The following is a 19,288-nucleotide window of genomic DNA, read 5'->3' as shown; positions in this document are numbered from 1 at the left end:
TCCATCCAAACACAGCCATGCCACACACGACCCACGGCAGGCGGGACCCTCATGTGACATGAAGCGCTACAAACAATGCCTCTCAGCTGGCGGCGTGTGACATGGAATGCCACAAACATCGACGTCCGACCCCAGCGCATACGGGATTCCCGCAAGCGCCGGGGCGAACCAGGTCTCATCATTTCGCCAGCGTGGCTTTCCTTCCGCCCGGCGGCCGCGGCGCCCCCAGGAGTTCGGCGAGCCGCGGGTTCTTGTGGCGCAGCGCTTCCTGGGCGGGGGTCTTCTCCCCCGCGTCCTTGCGCGTGACGTCCGCGCCCGCGCGAAGGAGGAGCTCGATGACCGGCTCCCGGTCCAGGAAGCACACGTGCTGGTGCAGCGGTGTCCAGCCATCGCCCCCGTTGGGGTCGGCGCCCACGTCGAGCAGTGCCTGGGCCACCTCAGGCACCTGGGCGTTGAAGAGCGGGGTGCGTCCATTCTCGTCGAGCGCGTCCACCTGGGCTCCGCCCTTGACGAGCACGGGGATGCAGGAGACCGCGCCATCCTCGGCCGCGAGGTGCAGCGGCGTGGCCGACTCGGCGGCGACGGCGGACGTGGAGAGTCCCAGGGCGAGCAACTCCCGCACCAGCGCCGCGTCATCCACGCGGGCGGCCAGGTGGAGCAGCCCCTGCTCATCCTCGTCCTGGACGTCCAGGTTCGCGCCCAGCGCGCGCAAGGCCAGCACCCGGGCCACTCGACCTCCGCCGAAGCCCGGGCCGAAGAACGGGGCGGCGTCCTGCCCCGCCGCGAGCAGCAGGCCCGCGTCAAGCTGACGGGCCTTCTTCCCCTTGGGCCGCGCCGCCGGCTTCTGCTTTCGCAGCCACGCCACGAAGCCCTCGTCGGAGAAGGCCCCCTGCAGACCGCTGAAGCAATCCGGGCCGTCGTCCTCCACGTCGAGGGTTCGCTGCTCGGGCGCCGCTTCCAGCACGGCGAGCAGCTTCTCGTAGCCCTTCGTCCCCGGGCCCTTCCGCAAGGTGCGCCAGGCGTCGAGCCCCCGGCGCGCCCGCGCATGGTCCGGCAGCGGGCGCAGCCCCTCGGCCTCCTCCAACGCGGCCTCCACGGCGTCGAGCTGGGCGTCCGTGGGACTGCCCCCGACGACCTCCTCCGCCCACAGGCTCAGGGCCAGCGAGCGCGCCCGCTGGGCATCGCTCAGGTCGCCACCGGCCCGGGTGCCTCGCGTCAGCTCGAGGACGCGGTCCCTGGCCCTCCAGTGCTCCGCCTTCAGCGTTCGCTCCCAGCGACGCGGATCGGTGCGACGCGAGGCGTCCAGCGCCCAGCTCAGGGAGTGCAACGCCATCAGTCGCTCTGGCTCGGCCTCCAGCACCTGGCGCAGAAGGGGAACCGCGTCATCCAGTTGAGGCGGCGACTCGTCGAGCAGGCCGTCCACCTTCTTCATCAGCCTGGCGACATCCATCTTCTTCGGGGGCTTGGGGGCATGAGACATGGCGGACCGAAAATACCGCCCATACCGGCCGCCGGGCTCACCTTTTCACCCAGGGACGCCTGATGAATCCACCGGCTCCCATGAATCCCCGGATTCATTCCGATACACAGACAGACATCCACCAGAACCCAGGGATTCCCGAGCGGGTCAGACGCTCCTCCTGCCAGCCCATTCCAAGCCATCCATGGAAAACCTCGGGCGGCATTGATTCATCGAGTGCTTCGGTCCGGCGGGAGAGCTGAACGCCACCGTGAACGCGAGGCTGGCGCGCATTGGCATCCATTCCTCGCTCAGGGCGGCGTCAGCTTCGAGCCCTGAGCGCCCCACCTCACACCTCGCGTCCGCGAGCTACACGCGAGGCTCGACGACTGGCGCGGGGACGGTGGGCTTCTCCGTCTCCTCGGGAACGACGTCCGTCGCCGGCTCCGCGCAGAGCGTGGAGCCATTCATCAAGCAGCGACCTCCGTTGTCCAGGTCGAACTGCCAGCGGTGGCGAGGACAGACGAGGTACTTGCCCTCCTCCACCCAGCCCTCCGCCAGGTCCGCGCCCTGATGCGGACAGAACCGCTGCACGGAGAAGCGCTTCTGCCCCACGGACACCACCGTCCGCTCGCGCTGCGACTCCGTGGAGCGCACGCCTTCGCAGAAGGCGCGCATGTCTTCGATTTCCACCCCCAGGAAGCCATGGAGGATGGGCTCATAGACGTCTGGCGACCGGCTCAGCCGCAGGCGGAACGACAGCAGGAAGTCCTCCCACGTCAGCTTCCTGTCGAGCACTCGCACCATGTCCGCGGCGGAGACCTTCATCGTGTAGCGCGTCGTCTCGCGAAGCTCGGAGACCTCGTCCACGCGCCGGCCCTTGAAGTCCACCCGCAACAACCGCTCCGGCAACTCCGTCAGCTCCACGTACAGGGGCATGCCCACGCGCTCGTGCAGGTCCAACAGGTCCAGCTTGCGCTGCAGCTCCACGCGCAGCCGCGCGTGAATCTCATCCACCTCCGCGCGCAGCATGTTGCGGCGGCGCTCCCGGAACAGCGGCGCCATGTCGTCCGCGTATTTCCGGAGGTACGCATCGAAGCCCTCCTGCGTCACGCGCTCCTGGTCCAGCGAGACGAAGTCCAGCGAGCCGATGTCCAGCACGTCCCCGGGCATCGGCTCCAGGTACTTCGACGCGGCCCCCGGCAGGCGCTGCTCCAGGAACCTGAACAGCGTGGTGGCATTGGGGAAGATGTTCACCTTCTCGAAGTTGAGGTGGAACAGCGTCGGGTCCAGGAAGCACGCCGGCCCCGCGGACGCGAGGTAGGCCCGAGGGCGCACCACCTCCAGCGCCCGCGCCACCGCCTCGAACTTGCTGTCGCGCTTCTTCAGCGAGATGGCCGCGTACGTCTCCGGCGAGTACTCGTAACAGGTGGGATGCCAGATGGCGCCGGAGAACTGGGCCGTGAAGACGTCGATGGGCCCCTCCTCCTCGGTGATGCGCGCCAGGCGGTCATGCAGCTTGCAGTCATTGAGGTTGATGAAGCACTGGCCGTCCCCTCGCACCATGACGGCCGAGTCCCGGTTGGTGCCCTGCTCCGACACGTAGAGCTTGAGGTAGCCCCCCTTGAAGGGGATTTCGCGGCCATCCTCACAGGCGATGACGCGCTTGCAGCCGTACTTCGCGAAGATGTCCTGTAGCTCCGAGCGCAGGAAGCGAGGAATCACCACCGTGAAGTCGCGGCGCTGGAGCGTGGCCAGGAACTCCGGGTCGAAGTGGTCCTTGTGCTCGTGGCTGACGTAGAGGAAGCGCTCCCGGCCCGGCGTCTCCAACAGCTCGCGCACGCGCGGCGCCAGGTGGTGGTTGCGCGGAAGCTGCATCCACGCCGAGTCGAAAGCTCCCCGCTCGGTGAGCCACGGGTCCATGACGACGACGCTCCGCGCGGTTTCCACGGCGAAGCCCGCATGGCCCAGGAAGGTGATTCGCATGAACGCCGCCCCTCGCCCGAAGTGGACCGGCGAAGCGCCGCGCCCACACCCTCGGATGCCGTCCGCTCCCGCGCCGGCGCGAAGAAGGCTGCGCGTTCCCGGACACTCCGGCCACCTGCCTTGGGGTCTCGCACCTCGTTGGCGCGGAGACATGAAGCCCCCGGACACGAAAAAGGGCGCGGAAGGCTTCCGCCCTCCGCGCCCTGACACGGCCGCGTCCACCGCGGTCCGTGACGCCGCATCAACTACGGCTGGATTTCACGAACGGACAGCCACTTGAAGTCGACGTCCTCCGCGTTGTCCCAGCGGAACGTGGCGATGGGGCCACCCCAGGTGATGGGCATGGGACCGACGGAACCACCGCAGTGCTCGGCGTCACCGCCCCAGTCTCCCGCGTCGACCATGTCGTGGACCTTCTTCCACGTCACCTTGTCGGCGTTCTCGTTGACGTACAGCTCCAGCTTCACGGCCTCCTTGCCGCTGACGGTGGTGTTGCGCATCACCGCCTTGAAGCCCACCCAGCGGCCCTTCAACGCCGACGTCGCGGGCTTGTAGGGCGCCTGCTCGTAGGACACGTGCCACGTCTCCTTCTGCCAGCGGGCACGGCCGTCGTAGTGCAGACCACCCTTGTAGCTGCTGCCCTCGCAGCCCGACTCCTTGTCGTTGTGCTTCCCGCCCCGCGCATACCAGTCGAAGTTGTCCGAGCCGTCGGAGGCGGAGTTGAGCTTCACGAAGCCCGTCATCTCCAGGTTCTTCCAATCGTTCGCCGCCTGCATGTAGCCACGGCTGGCCAACACGTCCCGGTCATAGGTGGGGATCTTCGCCGCCGAGTAACCCGTCGACGTGGTGACACCCATGCGAACCTGGCTGCTCTTCATCTTCCAGGAGCCATCCGAGTTGCGGGTGATGGTGCCCTGGGGATCGAACCGCGAGTCCGACGTGGGGTTGTCCGACAGTGACCAGGCCTCGCCCCCTGCCTTGGAGGGATAGAGCATCGTCACGCCGAACGCGTCCGCGCCTGGCTGCTCGGGCGTGGGGTCCGGATTGGGAGTTGGCGTCGGATCTGGATCGGGCGTCGGCGTCGGGTCCGGATTGGGAGTCGGGTCCGGCGTGGGAGTGGGGGTTGGCGTCGGGTCCGGATTGGGCGTCGGGTCCGGCGTGGGAGTGGGATCAGGCGTGGGGACCTGGGGCTGCTCGGAAGGTGGCTCGGTGCCACTGCCAGGAGACGTCGTACCAGAGGAGTCAGCGCCACAAGCCGTGGCGGACAGGGCAAGCAAGGCCCCGCAAATCGAGGAGAGAAGACGGTTCCGGGTCAAAAGGGCGGTCCTTCTTCGGGGGGCCACGAGGTGACAGGAGCCGCGGACGCCAATCGCCCTGCGAGCCCTCGCCGCGCCCATCCCGCCGGAGGCCAGAAATGCCTCCGAGCGCGGACGCCTGGTTGGTCTCAATGGCCCGGTGACTGTCGAGTTCCAACCGGACGGGCCGAAACCCACCACGTCCCGCAACCCTTCCCCAGCCAGCGTCGCCCGCTCCAGCCCCCCTCGGGCTGGCCCCTCCCGGGACAGGCCTCCATCCGCTCCCGGCATCTCTTAGGTTTTCTCGATGGAGCGCAACCGGAATCCCTATTTGTCGATGAGAACGGGCGCTCTTATCTGAAATCCACCTATGGAATCCCTACAAACCGTCGGCAGTCCCGCCCTGTGGGGCGGCTTCATTGCCTTCGTCATCGCCATGCTCGCCCTGGACCTGGGCGTCTTCCACCGGAAGGCCCACGCGGTCGGCTTCAAGGAGGCGCTGGGCTGGAGCACGGTGTGGATCAGCCTGGCGCTCGTGTTCAACGCGGGGCTGTGGTGGAAGTTCGGCGGGGGTCCGGCGGTGGAGTTCCTCACCGGCTACCTCATCGAGAAGTCGCTCTCCGTCGACAACATCTTCGTCTTCGTCGTCATCTTCTCCGCGCTGCGAATCCCCGCGCTGTACCAGCACCGGGTGCTCTTCTGGGGCATCCTCAGCGCGCTGGTCCTGCGGGCCATCATGATCTTCGCGGGCGTGGCCATGCTGGAGCGCTTCCACTGGCTCATCTACGTCTTCGGCGCGTTCCTCATCCTCACGGGCCTGAAGCTCTTCTTCCAGCGCAACAAGGAGGACCACCCGGAGGACGGGTGGATGATGAAGATGGCGCGGCGGACCATTCCCTCCACGCCCCGCTTCGACGGGCACCACTTCTTCACCGTGGAAAACGGACGCAAGCTGGCCACGCCGCTGTTGATGGCGCTCATCCTGGTGGAGGCGTCGGACATCCTCTTCGCGCTCGACTCCATCCCCGCCATCTTCGCCGTCACGCGGGATCCATTCATCGTCTTCACGTCCAACATCTTCGCCATCCTCGGCCTGCGCTCGCTGTTCTTCCTCCTGGCCGGGGCGGTGGAGAAGTTCAGCTACCTGAAGGTGGGCCTGTCGGGCGTGCTCGTCTTCGTGGGCACGAAGATGGCCATCATCGACTTCGTGAAGATCCACCCCGCGGTGTCCCTGGGCGTCATCGCGGGCCTGCTGGGCCTCAGCATCGTCGCGTCGCTGATCAAGTCGCGGAACACGCCGCCCCACGCGCCGGTGACGCCCGGCGCCGAGCCGCTCGCCAAGCCGTCGGAGGGCTGAAGTCCACCCCGCACGGGGAACTCGCGGCGCGCCTGGGAGTCCATGCCCGGGCGCGCCGAGCCGACGCTCCGAAGAGACATCCGGCGCCGCCTGAGCCGAAAAGCGAAGAGGCCGTGAACCCTTGGGTTTCCCCTTGGATTCACGGCCTCTTCTGTTGGGCGCAGCAGGGCTTGAACCTGCGACCCCTGCCGTGTGAAGGCAGTGCTCTACCACTGAGCTATGCGCCCGCGCTTCGTGTGCGACCGAGACGCGACGAGGGGGTAAATGCCATCTGCCCCCGTGGGTGTCAACGCAATTTCAACTACAGCCCATCCAGCTTCTCTTCCAGTTCGCGCAGCCGACGCTTGAGTCCGGAGAGCTGCTTTCCCACGGCCTTGAACTCGCTGCGCGGCGCGAAGTGGAACGCCTTCAACAGCTCCTCCTGGCCCCGGTCCAGCGCCTGTTTGCCACGCTGAACCTTGCCAATGGCGTTGGCGATGGCCATGGCGCGACTCTCGTCGGCCATCAGCTTCTCCACCGCCTTGCTGGAGACCTCCAGCGCCTGCTTCTTCAAGTCGTCACGGATACCCATGATTGCCCCCCGGCCTACGGCTCGTCGACGAACTGCGTCTGCAGCTTCGCGAAGACTCGGTCCGCGATGCCCTTGTACTTCATGCGCTCGATGAGCGGCTGCAGGTCACCCTTCATGGTGATGCGGCGCTTGAGCACCGCCTCCACCGGGTCCAACGTCCCCTGGAGCAGCTGCTTCCAGACGGTGTACGGGGCGCGCGCCAGATAGATGGGCTCGAGCTCATCCAGGTCGTCCGGGTCCGCGAGCACACGCGCCTTCTCGATGCGGCAGTCACCGGGGACGACGTGGATGACGAACGCCTTCGCCAGCTTGCCGGGCTCCGCTTCGATGACCGCCCCGAAGTCGCCCTTCCAGCCCCTGCCGGCCACCGCGCACTCGGGATCTTCGTTCGTGAGCCGGACCGCTTCGTCCAGCCACTCTTTCGACGGGAACTTCGCCATGCCCCACTAACCTCTCCGGAAGATGCTCTTGATGCTCGAGAGGAGGCCCCGGTCATCGTTGGTGCCGTTGGAGCTGGGCACCGGCTGGGTGTCGCGCTTGATGACGACCTCCTGGAGCGCCTTCTTGAGCTGCTCCGGGGTGTCTCGGGTCGCCAGGTCCACCTTCCGCATGCCGCTGGCCTCTTCCACCATCACCTGGAGCAGACACTCCTCGGTGAGGCGGAAGTCGATCTTGCGACCGGCGGCGGCGGAAGGAACACGGACGGTGCCCAGGTACTCGTTGTCCACCATCAGGTCGCTGTCGCCCTGGAAGATGTCCAGCTCGATGAAGGGCGCGCCGGGCTCCTTGGGAGGAGGCAGGCGGAAGCTCTTCACCATGGGGATGAGCGAGTTCTTCTCGATGATGCGCTTCACGCGGCCATTGGGCAGCGCGTAGCCAATGGGCATGGACAGCGCGTCCAGCAGCGTCACCGCGTCGATGCTGCCCAGCGAGTCACCCAGCAGCGCCGCGCCCAGGGCCACGCACTCGTCGGGGTGCACGCCCTTGCGAGGCGGCTTGCCGAAGTGCGCCTGGATCTTCTGCTGCACGAGCGGCATCCGGCTCTGCCCGCCGACGAGGATGATCTCGTCGATCTCCGAGCGGGCGATGCCCTTCTCCGCCAGCACGCGATCACAGATGTCGAACGTCCGGTCCACCAGGTCGCCGGTGAGGCTGTTGAGGAACTCGCGCGTCAGGGGGATGCGCAGGTCCAACGGCTTGCCCTTGCGCTCGTCGATGAAGGGCAGGTCGATGACGACGTTGGGGATGAGCGTCAGGTCGATCTTCGCCGCCTCGGCGGCGTTCTTGATGCGCTGGAGCGCGATGGGGTTCTCGGCGAGGTCGACCTTGGTCTCCTCGCGGAAGCGCTCCAGCACGTACTCCATGATGCGGTTGTCGAAGTCCGCGCCGCCCAGGAAGGTATCGCCGCCCGTCGCGAGCACCTCGAAGACATTGCCGGACAGGTGCAGGACGGAGACGTCGAAGGTGCCGCCGCCCAGGTCATAGACGAGGATCTTCTGGTCCAGGCCCCGGTTGAAGCCGTAGGCCAGCGCCGCCGCCGTCGGCTCGTTGACGATGCGCTTGACGTCGAAGCCGGCCAACCGGCCCGCCTCCTTCACCGCCTGGCGCTGGTTGTCGTTGTAGTAGGCCGGGACGGAGATGACGGCCGCGTCGATGGGGCCGCCCAGGAACTGCTCGGCGATGGTCTTCAGCTGGGACAACACGAAGCTGGAGACCTGGGGCAGCGAGTAGAGCTTGCCGTCCAACATCACCGCGGCGTCACCGCCAGGGCCTTCGACGATGTCGTACGGGAAGGCACCGCGGAGGTCTTCCACGGACTTGGAATGGTACTTCCGTCCGATGAGCCGCTTGGTCCCCCACAGCGTGTTGCGGGGGTTGGTGACCATCTGATCCTTGGCCACCCCACCCACCAGCAGGTCACCCTTGGACGACAGGGCGACGACGGAGGGGAGGATGAGATTGCCGCGGTCCGTGGGGACGATCTTCGGGATGCGGTTGCGCACGGACGCCACCAGCGTGTTGGTGGTGCCCAGGTCAATCCCGACGATGCGAGGTCTGTCCGCCATGAAGTTCACAGGCGCGGGTCACAAGACGCACGCCCTCGTCCCACTCTGTATCACGTCGCGACTTCGCGCGCGCGTTTCTGGGCGTCCGCTCAGTCCTCCGGCTCGGACCCCATCGGCCCAGGCCCAGGCAACCCCAGGGGGAGCCCCCCCAGTACCGCCTCGGCGGAAGCCAGGACGAGCCGATCATAGGGAGCCCCCTCCCCGGCTGGCAGCTCTTCCAGGAAGCGGGACGGCCGCAGGAGGATGCGCTCCCCCTCCCGGGGCAGCACCGACAAGGGGTACACCAGCGCCAGGTGGTCCCGGGCCCGAGTGGTGGCGACGTAGAAGAGTCGTCGCTCCTCCTCTTCCTCCTCCGCCGAGCGGGCGGCCTGGGACATGGGAAACCGCCCGTCCACCAGCCAGAGGACGAAGACGGCCCGCCACTCCAGCCCCTTGGACTGATGGACGGTGGTGAGTGTCAGGACGTCTCCGGGAGCCCCGGCCCCCAGGGCCTCCTTCGCGGCGAACTCCGCGACGAGCGCGAGCTCCGACAGGAAGCGGGGCAGGTCCTCGAACCGGCGCGCGTACTCGGCCAGCTGCCGCAGGTCGTCCTCCCGGCCTTCCTCGGGTGAGGACTCCGCCGCGAGGACCTCCGCGTACCCTCCCGCCAGCACCTCCTCGATGAGAAGACCCGGGTCAGCCGCGGCCTCCGGACGTCCGAGCCGACCCATCAGCTGAGCGAAGCGCTCGAAGCCCGGGCGCGACTTGCGCGACAGATGGGTCCGGACCTCATCGCGCGCGAGGCCTTCCGCCAGGGACAGTCCCTCCGGCAGCGCGCGAAGGGACGTCCACAGGTGCTCCGCCGTCGTGGGCCCCACCCCGGGCACCGCGCGCACCACCCGCTTGAAGGCGAGCTCATCCCCGGGGTTGTTCACCAGCCGCAGGTGGGCCAGCACGTCCTTGACGTGGGGCTGCTCGAAGAACCGCACCCCCGAGCGGACCCGGAACGGGATGCCCAGGCGCGTGAGCTCCAGTTGGAGTTCGAGCGAGTGGTTGTGCGCGCGATAGAGGACGGCCATCGCCTCCAGGGACAGGCCTCCGTCGCGCAGCTCCAGGACGCGGCGGGCCACCCAGGCGGCCTGGTCGGCGGCGTCGAGCGCGGGGACGACGACGGGACGGGCCCCCGAAGGACGCTCCGCGACGAGCGTCTTGGGAAACTGCCGCTCGTTGCGGGAGATGGCCGCGTTGGCGAGCTGGAGGACCTCAGGGGTCGAGCGGTAGTTGCGAGTGAGCGTGAAGACGGCGCAGCCGGGATGGCGCTCGGGAAAGCCGATGATGTTGGAGAAGTCCGCGCCCCGGAAGCTGTAGATGGACTGGCAGTCGTCCCCCACCACCGTCAAGTCACGGCGCTCGCCGGCGAGCAGATCCACCAGCTCTCCCTGGAGCTTGTTGGTGTCCTGGTACTCGTCCACGAGGACGCTATGGAAGCGCTCGGTGAGCTGGGCGCGCACCGTGGGGTATTCGGTGAGCAGCCGCTTCAGGTTGAGCAGCAGGTCATCGAAGTCCATCAGGTGCAGCTGCGCCTTGCGCTGCCGGTAGCGCGCCGCCGTCGCGAGGATCTCCGGGGCCAGGGGAAGAAACTGGGGCCGCCGGTCGAAGAGGACCTCGGAGACGGCCTGCTGGAGATTGGTGGCCAACGACACCAGGTCCAACACCAGCTCCGGTCGAGGGAAGCGCTTGTCGCTCTTGAGCTTGCGCTCGGCCAGACAGGTGACCATCAAGTCCCGGGCGTCCTCCCGGTCCAGCACGGTGAAGCGGTCCGAGTAGCCCAGCATCCCCGCGTGCTGGCGCAGGAGCAGGTGCGCCGCGTGGTGGAAGGTCCCTCCGAGGATGCGCCGCACGTCCGCGAACGAGCCCGCCAGGTCCGCCACCCGCCGGGTCATCTCCCGCGCTGCCTTGTTGGTGAAGGTCAGCAGCAGGAGGTTCTCGGGCTGGACGCCACGCTCCAGCAGACGCGCCACGCGGAACGTGAGCGTGCGCGTCTTGCCGGAGCCCGCGCCGGCGATGACCAGCACTGGCCCGGCCTCCGCCTCCACCGCCCGCAGCTGCTCCTCGTTGAGCAGGCCGGCGTAGTCGATGCGCGACGAGGCGCTCGTCGGAGCGACGGTCCGAGGGGTGGGCAGGGTGACCATGGGGCGGCGAACTCTAACCGCCCCGCCCTCCGGGGACGAACGGATCAGTCGGCTCAGGGCACCGGCTTGAGCGCCGTCAGCCGCGCGGAGGCCGCCTCGCGGACCTGGGGCGAGGGGTCTCTCTCCCGCGCCAGCTCCAGGAGCAGCCGTCCCACCTGCGGCAGCTTCGTTCCCACCGTGGCCAGCGCCGCGGTGCGCTCCTTCACCCCACCCTCCAGTCGCTCGCTGACACCCCGGTCCGCGCAGGTGCGCACGCCCGGGCTCTGCTCACGCAGGAGCAGCTCCGCGTCCGCCAGTCGCGCCTCGGCCAGCCGCCGCGCCTCCTCCGCCCGACGCTCGAACTCGGCCAGGTCCTCGGGAAACTCGCTGGACGCCGCGCGGGCCCGGGAGATGGCCCCGGCCGCGAAGCGAGCGTTGACGGCCGCCGCGCACAGCTGCCGCGCGGAGGCCAGGGGCACGCGGCCCTCCGCCGTCACCGTCTCCTCGCGCGCCACGCCCAGCGCCCACACGGCGAGCTGCCGCGCGGCCACCGCCGCGGAGAACGGCTGCTTGCGCGCCTCGCGGATGTCCACCCAGCGGCGCAGGACGACGGGGTCCGGCACGCCCGTATCGAAGGCGCGCTGATACTCCGTGGAGGCCTGGGCGAGCTGACCGGAGAGGTCCAGCAGCACCGCCACCGTGAGGTACATCTCCGCGCTGCCGGCCCGCTCGCGCAGGGCGTCCAGCCGCGAGGCCACCTCGTAGTCGGCCACCGGACGCGGCAGCGAGGCCAGCACCGTGCGCAGCGACTCGAGCGCGTTCTGCCGGATGAGCGGATTGCGCGCGGAGCGCAGCGCATCCAGCAGCGGCTCCACCGCGCGCACGGACACATGCTGACCCATCTCCTCGGCCGCCTGCCACCGGTCCAACGCATCCGGCGCCACCATGGCGCGCTTCAGGTCCTCCAAGTCCCTCAGGTAGTGCCCCACGTACGCCGCCTGCACCAGCGGCTCCGGCTGGGCCAGCGCGGCCTTCTCCGCGCGAGCGCGAGCCAGCCGCGCCGGAAAACCCGTGAGCGTGGGCCCCAGGGGATGCGTCTTCACCCGGGCCTCGGCCTCGTCCACCAGGCCCGAGACGAGCAGCCCTTCCACTTCCAGCTCCAGCAGGAGGCCGCGCGCCTCCTCGCGGTGCGTCCCCGCCGGGAAGTCCTTGAGGTACGCGAACAGCTTCGCCGCGCCCCCGGACCTGGCCTGCTCGAAGGCCTGCCCGTCCAGCCGCGACTCCACCTCCATGCGGCGCGGATCATCCGGGCGCTCGCGCAGGTACTCGGCCAGACGCCGGGGGTCCTGCGTCGTCGCCAGCTCCCGCGTCTCCACCTCCGCCATCAGCCGCTTCGCCTCGTCGCGCTGCAGACCCTCCGGGTGCTCCTGGAGGAACTGCCGCCACGCGGCCACCGTGGCGGCCTCCTTCGCGGCGTTGAAGCGCAGCCCTTCCAGCAGCGTCTTCGCGGTGCGCGTGTGCGGCGCGTCCGGGTACACCTCCAGGAAGCGCTTGTAGGCGAGCACCGTGTGGAGCTTCTTCGCGTCCTCGAACTCCAGCTCCTCCAAGCGCGACTCGGCGGCGTCCGCGTCCGGGTGGGTCGGGTTCTCACGCAGGAAGGCGCGGTAGCCCTCCACGGTGTCGGTCCTGGCGGCGCGGTCATACGGCGACGGCAGACAGCCAGCGGACAGCAGGAGGATGGCGAGGGCTCGGCGGAGGGAGACCATTCTCCTGGGAGCAATACCGCACCCGAGCGCCCCCGGAAACCCGAGCCGTCACGGACGGTTGCCTGGGTAGGTTTTTTGACGACACAAGCCACCGGGGCGACCATGGGTGCCTCAGGACGCTACAGGGAGGTCGCGCATGCGGTGGCTCACGCTGATGGGAATCCTCGCGATGACGGCGACGGGCTGCGCCACCCCGTCGAACCGGCTGGAGCCGTGGCTGGACTCCTACGCCGTGCGCTACCGCTCCGCGTCTCCGCCCGCCTTTCCGCGCGAGTCGCTCTCCAGCCCCGTGGCCCCCAAGGCCCAGACGGCCGAGCGGAAGGCCGCCCCCGTCAAGCGCACGCCCGCGCGCGCCACCGCCGCCCGCCCCGCGAAGGGCAAGCCCGCCACCGTTCCGGCGAGCACGCACGTGCGGCCCGCCTCGGCCGATGCGCGCGCGACGGTGCTCGCGTCGGCCCGCTCGCTGGTGGGCAAGCCCCAGGTGACGCTCGACGGGCGCAAGTACCCGGCGGACTGCACGGGACTCATCGAGGGCGTCTACGCCCAGGCGGGCCTGTCCTTCCGAGGGACGCTCAAGCCCGGCGACAACGGCGTCACCGCCCTCTACCGCTACGCCCGCGCGAATGGCCGCGTGTACTCGGAAGGTCGCCCCGCGGCGGGGGACCTGGTCTTCTTCAACGAGACGTATGACCAGAACCGGGACGGCCGCCGCAACGACGGCCTCACGCACGTGGGCATCGTCGACTCCGTGGATGCGCAGGGCACCGTCACCGTCATCCACCGGGTGCGCCGGGGCGTCGTGCGCTACCGGATGAACCTGGCCCGCCCTCACCTGCCCAGGGACCCCAAGACGGGCGCGGTGCTCAACGACCTGCTGCGCCACGCGGGTCCGAACAAGGACCCGGTCCTCACCGGCCAGCTCTTCGCCTCGTTCGGCAGCGTGCTGCCCCCCAGCCCCGCGACGAAGAAGCCCGCACCCGTCCCCGTCGCCTCGCTGCGGTAGAACGACGAGGCGCCCGGCCCCCAGAGGGACCGAGCGCCAGGACGCACGACGTGCTCGCGACTCAGGACGCGCGAGCGGTGCGGTCCCACGCGGCGCGCTGCGAGTTGCGCAGGAAGCGCCAGAAGCCCACGACGATGGCCAGGTTCATGGTGACGAAATAGTAGGCCACCGAGGCGACTCGCTTCGCCGCGCCGCGCTTCAGCACCCCCACCTTTCCGAGATAGGCCAGGGCATAGAACAGGCCCTGCCCCAGGAGGGTGAAGCGGTAGAACACGCTGTCGAGCAGGAACAGGTTGGCGATCAGCGCCAGTCCCATCAGCGCGGGCGCACACCAGCGCAAGAGCTTGTGCGACCAGAACGCGAACGCGGGGAAGCCCGCGGTGGGCAGGAGCAGGCCCGGCACCATGCGGAGACTCTGGAAGTTGCCCGCGGCGATTCTCGCGCGACGGCCGAACTCCTTGCCGTAGTCCTCCGTCGTCTCCTCATGGGCGACGGCCTCTTCCTCATAGGCGACCTTGTAGCCCTTCTCGAGGATGCGCAGCGGGATGACGAAGTCGTCGACGATGGTGGACGGCGGCAGCTCCGTGAACAGCGTGCGACGGATGGCGTACAGGCCTCCGTTAGCCCCCACCACCGCGCCCCGGCGCCCCTCGTACATCTTGATGAGGGACTCGTAGCTCCAGTACGCGCTCTCCTCGTAGTCCTGCTTCGTCGGATTGTAGAGGCGCAGCTTGCCGCAGACGGCCCCGACTTCAGGGTCCTCGAAGTGGCGCACGAGCTTCTGGATGGCCTCCGGTTCAATCATCGTGTTCGCGTCCGAGAGGACCACGATGTCGCCCTTCGCCGTTGGAATGCAGCGATTGAGCACCGTCGTCTTGCCCGCGCGCGGCGCCGGCGACAACCGCACCCGCTCATCCTGGCACTGGAGGACCCGCTCGTTCGTTCCATCCGTCGAGCCGTCCGAGCCAATCACCACCTCGAAGCGCTCCACCGGATAATCGAGCGCGAGGCTGTTCTCCAGCTTCTGCTCGATGCAGGACACCTCGTTGTACGCGGCCACGACGAGGCTCACCGACGGAGCCGGCCCCCGACTGGCCGCTAGGCTCCGACGCGGCGCCCCACCCCGCATCGCCCGGATGTTCTGCGCCACCTGCGCCGCCCCATCCAGCACGAACAGGCTCAATGGGTAGAGAAAGTACGTGTGCGCCAACAGCAGCGCGGCACACCAGAAGAAGACCTCCGCCATCGACCATGCCTCCCAAGACCCAGTCCCCGACTCCGCACGGGTGACCAGCAAGAGGCATGCCCCGCGCACCGGCGCGCGTTCCGCCCGAAGAACCTGGGAAAGGCGAGGATCATCGCCACGGAGGGACTGGACTTTCTCCAGCCTGCCTCGGAACGCGACGGACGTCGTTTCAGGGCTGGAAGCCCGTGGCATCCAACTGTTCGAGCAGCTTGCGCGCCAGCTCGTGGTTCGGATTGAGGGCAATCACTTCGTCCAGGAGTGAACGCGCCGCCTCCGGCTTCTTCTGACGCAGGGCCAGGCGAGCACCCAGGACATGGGCGCGCAGGAGCGTGCCGTCGGCCTGGCGCAATGCCTCCAGCTCGCTCACGGATTGGGCCACGGAGTCTGGAGGAGAACCCGAGCTGAGCACGTACTCGGCCTTGGCCACGGTGCTCCAGATTTTCGGGGCGCTCTCCACGTTGCGCAGGCGCTCCGCCAGGGCCAGGGCATCCGGAGCCGCCGTCACTCCGGCGTGCAGGGCCAGCGCCTTCACCCGAGCCGCCAGGGCCGGGGCGGGCTCCACTTCCGGCGCGGCTTCCAGCTCGGAGGCGAGGACGTCTACTTCCTTGCGAAGCGTGTCGACCTCGACCCGCAGCGGGCCGCTGAGCTGAACGACCTCGGCTGTCGACTCGCGCAGCACGTTGACCCGGCTCTCCCAGTCCACCGACTCGCGGGTCCGGGTGAGGATCTCGATTTCGCGCTGGAGGTATTCGCTCCGCATTCGAAGTCGCTCGGCCTGGGCCTGGAGCTCTCCCAGACGCAGGGACAGCGCGCCGACGAGTTCGGCCCGTGCCTCGGTGTACTTGGGATGGACGGTCGTCAGGCCCCTGAGGGTCTTGATGGCCTGGTCCCTGGAGGTCGCGTCATCCCTCCGAAGCAGCGCCGCCGCGCGGTCCTTGTCCGCCACCGCGTCCGCCGGCATGTTCGCGTTGCGATCCCTCCAGGCCGGATAGGCGAGCACTCCCGCGAGGAGCACTCCCGCCGCCACCAGCAACCCGAGCCACAGCCGGGAGGAGCGACTCGACGAGGCCATCCCGGGGAACTCCGAGTCGTCCCTGCCCGCCGCCAGCAACTCGGGAGGAAGCGACACGGGGACCCGGCGCGAGGACGGGGTTCTCGGCTCGGAGGCTCCGAGGCTGGCTCCCGCGCCAAAGGTCCCGACACCCGACATGTCCTCGGGCGGCAACCGCACACTCCCGGACTGGGCCCCAGGCCCCAGGGCCGCGCCGTACAGCGTCGTCTTGCGCTCCACCGGCGCCGAAAGCAGGCCCGTGGGCGACGACTCGGAGCCGATGGCTCCGTAGCTCTGGGTGCCGCCAGGGGCATCCCCATAGGCGCGAGTCTGGGCCTCACCCGCGAGCGACGGTGCCTCGCCGGGGGCGGAGGGTGTGGACTGAGCGGCCATCGCGCCGAACGTCAGGGTCCGTCCAAGGGACGCAGGGGCCTCGGTCGAGCCCCCCGTCACCGGCGCAATCGAGGGCGGCACGGTGCTTCCCTGGGCCGCGAGACCGAAGACCTGGGTGGACTGCCGCACACCGCCGGCGGAGGAGCCCTGGCCCGAGGGATCCCCACTCGATGCGTGCGCCGGGCCCGGCACCGCGCCGAAGGTCTGCGTCGTGTTCGGCACCGCGCCGTGCGGGCCCGAACTCACCGGAGGCACCGCGCCGAAGGTCTGCGTCGTGTTCGGCACCGCGCCGTGCGGGCCCGAACTCACCGGAGGCACCGCGCCGAAGGTCTGCGTCGTGTTCGGCACCGCGCCGTGCGGCCCCAAACTCACCGGAGGCACCGCACCGAACGTCTGCGTCGTGTTCGGCACCACCCCGTGCGTGCCCGAACTCACCGGAGACACCGCGCCGAAGGTCTGCGTCGTGTTCGGCACCGCGCCATGCGGCCCCGCATTCACGGGAGGCACTGCACCGAACGTCTGCGTCGTGTTCGGCACCGCGCCGGGCGGGCCCGAATCCGTGCGCACCGGAGGCACCGCGCCGAACGTCTGCGTCGTATTCGGCACCGCGCCGTATGGCCCTGCACTCACCGGAGGCACGGCTCCGAATGTCTGCGTCGTGTTCGGCACCGCGCCGTGTGGCCCTGCACTCACCGGAGGCACCGCGCCAAACGTCTGCGTCGTGTTCGGCACCGCGCCGTGCGGCCCTGCACTCACCGGTGGTACCGCGCCAAACGTCTGCGTCGTGTTCGGCACCGCGCCATGCGGGCCCGAATCCGCGCGCACCGGCGGCACCGCGCCAAACGTCTGCGTCGTGTTCGGCACCGCGCCATGTGCAGCGGCCCCCGCGTCCACCGGAGGCACCACACCAGACGCGCCCTGATTCTGGCCCGAGCCGAAAATCTGCGTCCTCAGCATGCTCGACGCGGCGGGACTCGAGGCCGAGGCCCATGAGCCGCTCGGTGTGCGTGGCCCCGCGGGGTCCACCGGTGGCGGACGCGGAGCCTCCGCCTGCGGCGAGGCCATGAACACATGGCCACAACGCGTGCACTGGACCGATGCCCCTCCCGGCGGCAGCAGGCGGGGATCAAGGACATACTGCATCGAGCACTGAGGGCAGGCGATCTGCACGTCGCGTGCTTACCACACGGGCCCGGCATCCGGAGTCGGCCCCAACAGGGTGGCCGCCTGGAGGGTCTTCAACCGGGCAGCACCCACCCCGGGAACCTCGTCCACCGCGTCCCAGCTCCTGAAGCCACCCGCCGCCTCGCGGGCTTCCACCAGCCCCCGCGCCAGCGACGACCCCACGCCCGGCAAGAGCGCCAGCTCCTCCTCCGTCGCGGCGTTCAGGTCCAACCGCCGCCCCAGCGCCAACGCCGTGGCCCCCGTCGGCACCTCACCCTCGCCACACGTGGCCACGCCATCGGCCCGAAGCCGCACGGACTCTGGAGCACAATCCAGCGCTGGCTCGGAATCCGGCCAGCGCCAGCGAGCCACCGCCCCCAGCCCGATCACTCCCAGCGCGACGACGGCGAGCGCGGCGGTGCGCCCTGCCACCGGCTCAGACCTTCTCGCCCTTGAGCGCGGCCGTCTCCGACACGGTGGCGACACCCTCGGGAGGCAGCGGCTGATCCAACCCGAACGCCGTGTGCAGCGCCCGCACCGCAAGCTCCGTGTACTTGGCGTGGACCACGCACGACACCTTGATCTCCGAGGTGGAGATGATCTGGATGTTGATGCCCTCGGAGGACAGCGCCGTGAACATCCGCGCCGCCACGCCCGAGTGGTTGCGCATGCCCACGCCGACGATGGACACCTTGGCGATGTTCTCGTCCGTCTCGATGCCGGCGGCGTGAATCTCCTTCACCGCCTCGCGCACCACCTCCTGCGCCTTGAGGAAGTCCGACTTGCCCACCGTGAAGGTCAGGTCCGTGCGCCCATCCCGCGACGGGTTCTGGACGATGAGGTCCACCACGATGTGCTTCTCGTCGAGCGGTCCGAAGATCTTCGCGGCGACGCCCGGCACGTCCGGCACGCCACAGACGGTGATCTTCGCCTCGTTCCGGTCATACGCCACGCCGCGGACCAGCACGTCCTCCATGGACTTGTCCTCCTCACACACGAGTGTGCCCGGGTCCTGGGAGAACGACGACTTCACCCAGAGCGGCACCTTGTACTTCATGGCGAATTCGACGGAGCGGATCTGCAACACCTTCGCGCCCACGCTCGCCAGCTCCAGCATCTCCTCGTAGGCGATGCGCTCCAGCTTGCGCGCGGCGGGGACCATGTTCGGGTCCGTGGTGTAGACGCCGTCGACGTCCGTGTAGATTTCACAGGCATCCGCGCTGAGCGCCGCCGCCACCGCCACCGCCGTGGTGTCCGAGCCACCGCGCCCCAACGTCGTGACGCTGCCCTCCTCGTCCACGCCCTGGAAGCCCGCGACCACCACGATGTGCCCCTTGGACAGGGCCGCGCGGATGGGCTGCGCGTCGATGCTCTTGATGCGCGCCTTGGAGAAGGTGCTGTCGGTGACGATGCGCACCTGATGCCCCAGGAAGCTCGTCGCCTTGCCCCCCTGCGCATGGATGGCCATCGCCACCAGACCGATGGAGACCTGCTCGCCGGTGGCCACCACCACGTCCTGCTCCCGCTCGTCTGGCCGGTCGGTGATCTGCGCCACGAGTTTGAGCAGCCGGTTGGTCTCTCCCGACATCGCGGAGACGACGACCACCACGTCATGACCCGCCGCCTGGGCAGCCAGACAGCGGCGAGCGACATTCTTCATCCGCTCGGTGTCACCCACTGAGGTACCGCCATACTTCTGGACGATCAGCGCCACGGAGTCCGTGACCTCCCTCTTCAGTCGGCGGACCTATACGAGCACGGCTCCCGGGTGTAAAGCCCCG

General features: G+C 69.0%; 14 protein-coding genes, 1 tRNA gene and 1 pseudogene. 2 read left to right on the top strand and 14 right to left on the bottom strand.

Annotated elements, in window-relative coordinates:
• Positions 1-178: 178 nt before the first annotated feature.
• From HUA76_RS22930 to HUA76_RS22920, 3 genes are all read right to left on the bottom strand, one after another.
• Positions 179-1,480: an ankyrin repeat domain-containing protein gene (locus tag HUA76_RS22930; protein WP_254614415.1), complete on the bottom strand. Its 1,302-nt coding sequence runs from the start codon at positions 1,478-1,480 to the stop codon at positions 179-181.
• Positions 1,481-1,828: 348 nt separating this feature from the next.
• On the bottom strand, positions 1,829-3,445 hold the full coding sequence (locus HUA76_RS22925) for a Rieske 2Fe-2S domain-containing protein (protein ID WP_174462071.1): 1,617 nt from the start codon (positions 3,443-3,445) through the stop codon (positions 1,829-1,831).
• Positions 3,446-3,690: 245 nt separating this feature from the next.
• Positions 3,691-4,761 (bottom strand): carbohydrate-binding protein, encoded by a 1,071-nt coding sequence (locus tag HUA76_RS22920; protein WP_174462070.1) that lies wholly within the window; start codon positions 4,759-4,761, stop codon positions 3,691-3,693.
• A 349-nt stretch (positions 4,762-5,110) separates the two neighbouring features.
• Here HUA76_RS22920 and HUA76_RS22915 point away from each other — a divergent pair, with 349 nt between their 5' ends.
• A complete protein-coding gene (locus tag HUA76_RS22915; protein WP_174455296.1) occupies positions 5,111-6,097 on the top strand; it encodes a TerC family protein in 987 nt (328 codons plus the stop codon).
• A 155-nt stretch (positions 6,098-6,252) separates the two neighbouring features.
• Here the strand turns inward: HUA76_RS22915 and HUA76_RS22910 are convergent.
• From HUA76_RS22910 to HUA76_RS22885, 6 genes are all read right to left on the bottom strand, one after another.
• A tRNA-Val gene (locus tag HUA76_RS22910) sits at positions 6,253-6,324 on the bottom strand.
• Positions 6,325-6,398: 74 nt separating this feature from the next.
• On the bottom strand, positions 6,399-6,668 hold the full coding sequence (locus tag HUA76_RS22905) for a hypothetical protein (RefSeq protein WP_141641290.1): 270 nt from the start codon (positions 6,666-6,668) through the stop codon (positions 6,399-6,401).
• Between the two features lie 14 nt (positions 6,669-6,682).
• Positions 6,683-7,108 (bottom strand): hypothetical protein, encoded by a 426-nt coding sequence (locus HUA76_RS22900; protein WP_141641289.1) that lies wholly within the window; start codon positions 7,106-7,108, stop codon positions 6,683-6,685.
• 6 nt (positions 7,109-7,114) lie between these two features.
• Positions 7,115-8,734, bottom strand: coding sequence for an Hsp70 family protein (locus HUA76_RS22895; RefSeq protein ID WP_141641288.1), 1,620 nt, complete (start codon positions 8,732-8,734; stop codon positions 7,115-7,117).
• Between the two features lie 89 nt (positions 8,735-8,823).
• Positions 8,824-10,905 carry an ATP-dependent helicase gene (locus HUA76_RS22890; protein ID WP_174462069.1) on the bottom strand — a complete coding sequence of 694 codons (2,082 nt, stop codon included), beginning with the start codon at positions 10,903-10,905 and terminating at the stop codon, positions 8,824-8,826.
• A 53-nt stretch (positions 10,906-10,958) separates the two neighbouring features.
• Positions 10,959-12,650, bottom strand: coding sequence for a HEAT repeat domain-containing protein (locus tag HUA76_RS22885; protein WP_174462068.1), 1,692 nt, complete (start codon positions 12,648-12,650; stop codon positions 10,959-10,961).
• A gap of 136 nt (positions 12,651-12,786) precedes the next feature.
• Between HUA76_RS22885 and HUA76_RS22880 the strand changes: the two genes are divergently transcribed.
• Positions 12,787-13,653: a CHAP domain-containing protein gene (locus HUA76_RS22880; protein ID WP_174455292.1), complete on the top strand. Its 867-nt coding sequence runs from the start codon at positions 12,787-12,789 to the stop codon at positions 13,651-13,653.
• A 61-nt stretch (positions 13,654-13,714) separates the two neighbouring features.
• On the opposite strand, the gene HUA76_RS22875 is transcribed toward HUA76_RS22880, so the two are convergent.
• The 5 genes and pseudogenes from HUA76_RS22875 to HUA76_RS22860 all read right to left on the bottom strand — a co-directional run bounded on the left by HUA76_RS22875 (position 13,715) and on the right by HUA76_RS22860 (position 19,221).
• Positions 13,715-14,899, bottom strand: coding sequence for a glycosyltransferase family 2 protein (locus HUA76_RS22875; RefSeq protein WP_174462067.1), 1,185 nt, complete (start codon positions 14,897-14,899; stop codon positions 13,715-13,717).
• A 169-nt stretch (positions 14,900-15,068) separates the two neighbouring features.
• Positions 15,069-17,300: a lipopolysaccharide assembly protein LapB gene (locus HUA76_RS22870; protein ID WP_254614414.1), complete on the bottom strand. Its 2,232-nt coding sequence runs from the start codon at positions 17,298-17,300 to the stop codon at positions 15,069-15,071.
• A 114-nt stretch (positions 17,301-17,414) separates the two neighbouring features.
• Positions 17,415-17,513 (bottom strand): annotated as a pseudogene (locus HUA76_RS46475) (zinc-ribbon domain-containing protein); the annotation flags it as partial.
• Positions 17,514-17,522: 9 nt separating this feature from the next.
• Positions 17,523-17,939, bottom strand: a complete 417-nt coding sequence (locus HUA76_RS22865; protein ID WP_141641282.1) for a helix-hairpin-helix domain-containing protein — start codon at positions 17,937-17,939, stop codon at positions 17,523-17,525.
• A 4-nt stretch (positions 17,940-17,943) separates the two neighbouring features.
• Entirely contained in the window at positions 17,944-19,221 is a 1,278-nt protein-coding gene (locus HUA76_RS22860) for an aspartate kinase (protein ID WP_174455288.1), read from the bottom strand.
• Positions 19,222-19,288 lie beyond the last annotated feature (67 nt).

The organism is Myxococcus sp. CA056, assembly GCF_013336715.1.
GTDB lineage: Bacteria > Myxococcota > Myxococcia > Myxococcales > Myxococcaceae > Myxococcus > Myxococcus llanfairpwllgwyngyllgogerychwyrndrobwllllantysiliogogogochensis.
The sequence above is the reverse complement of the archived record's forward strand: the minus strand, read 5'-3'. Positions and strand labels throughout refer to the sequence as shown.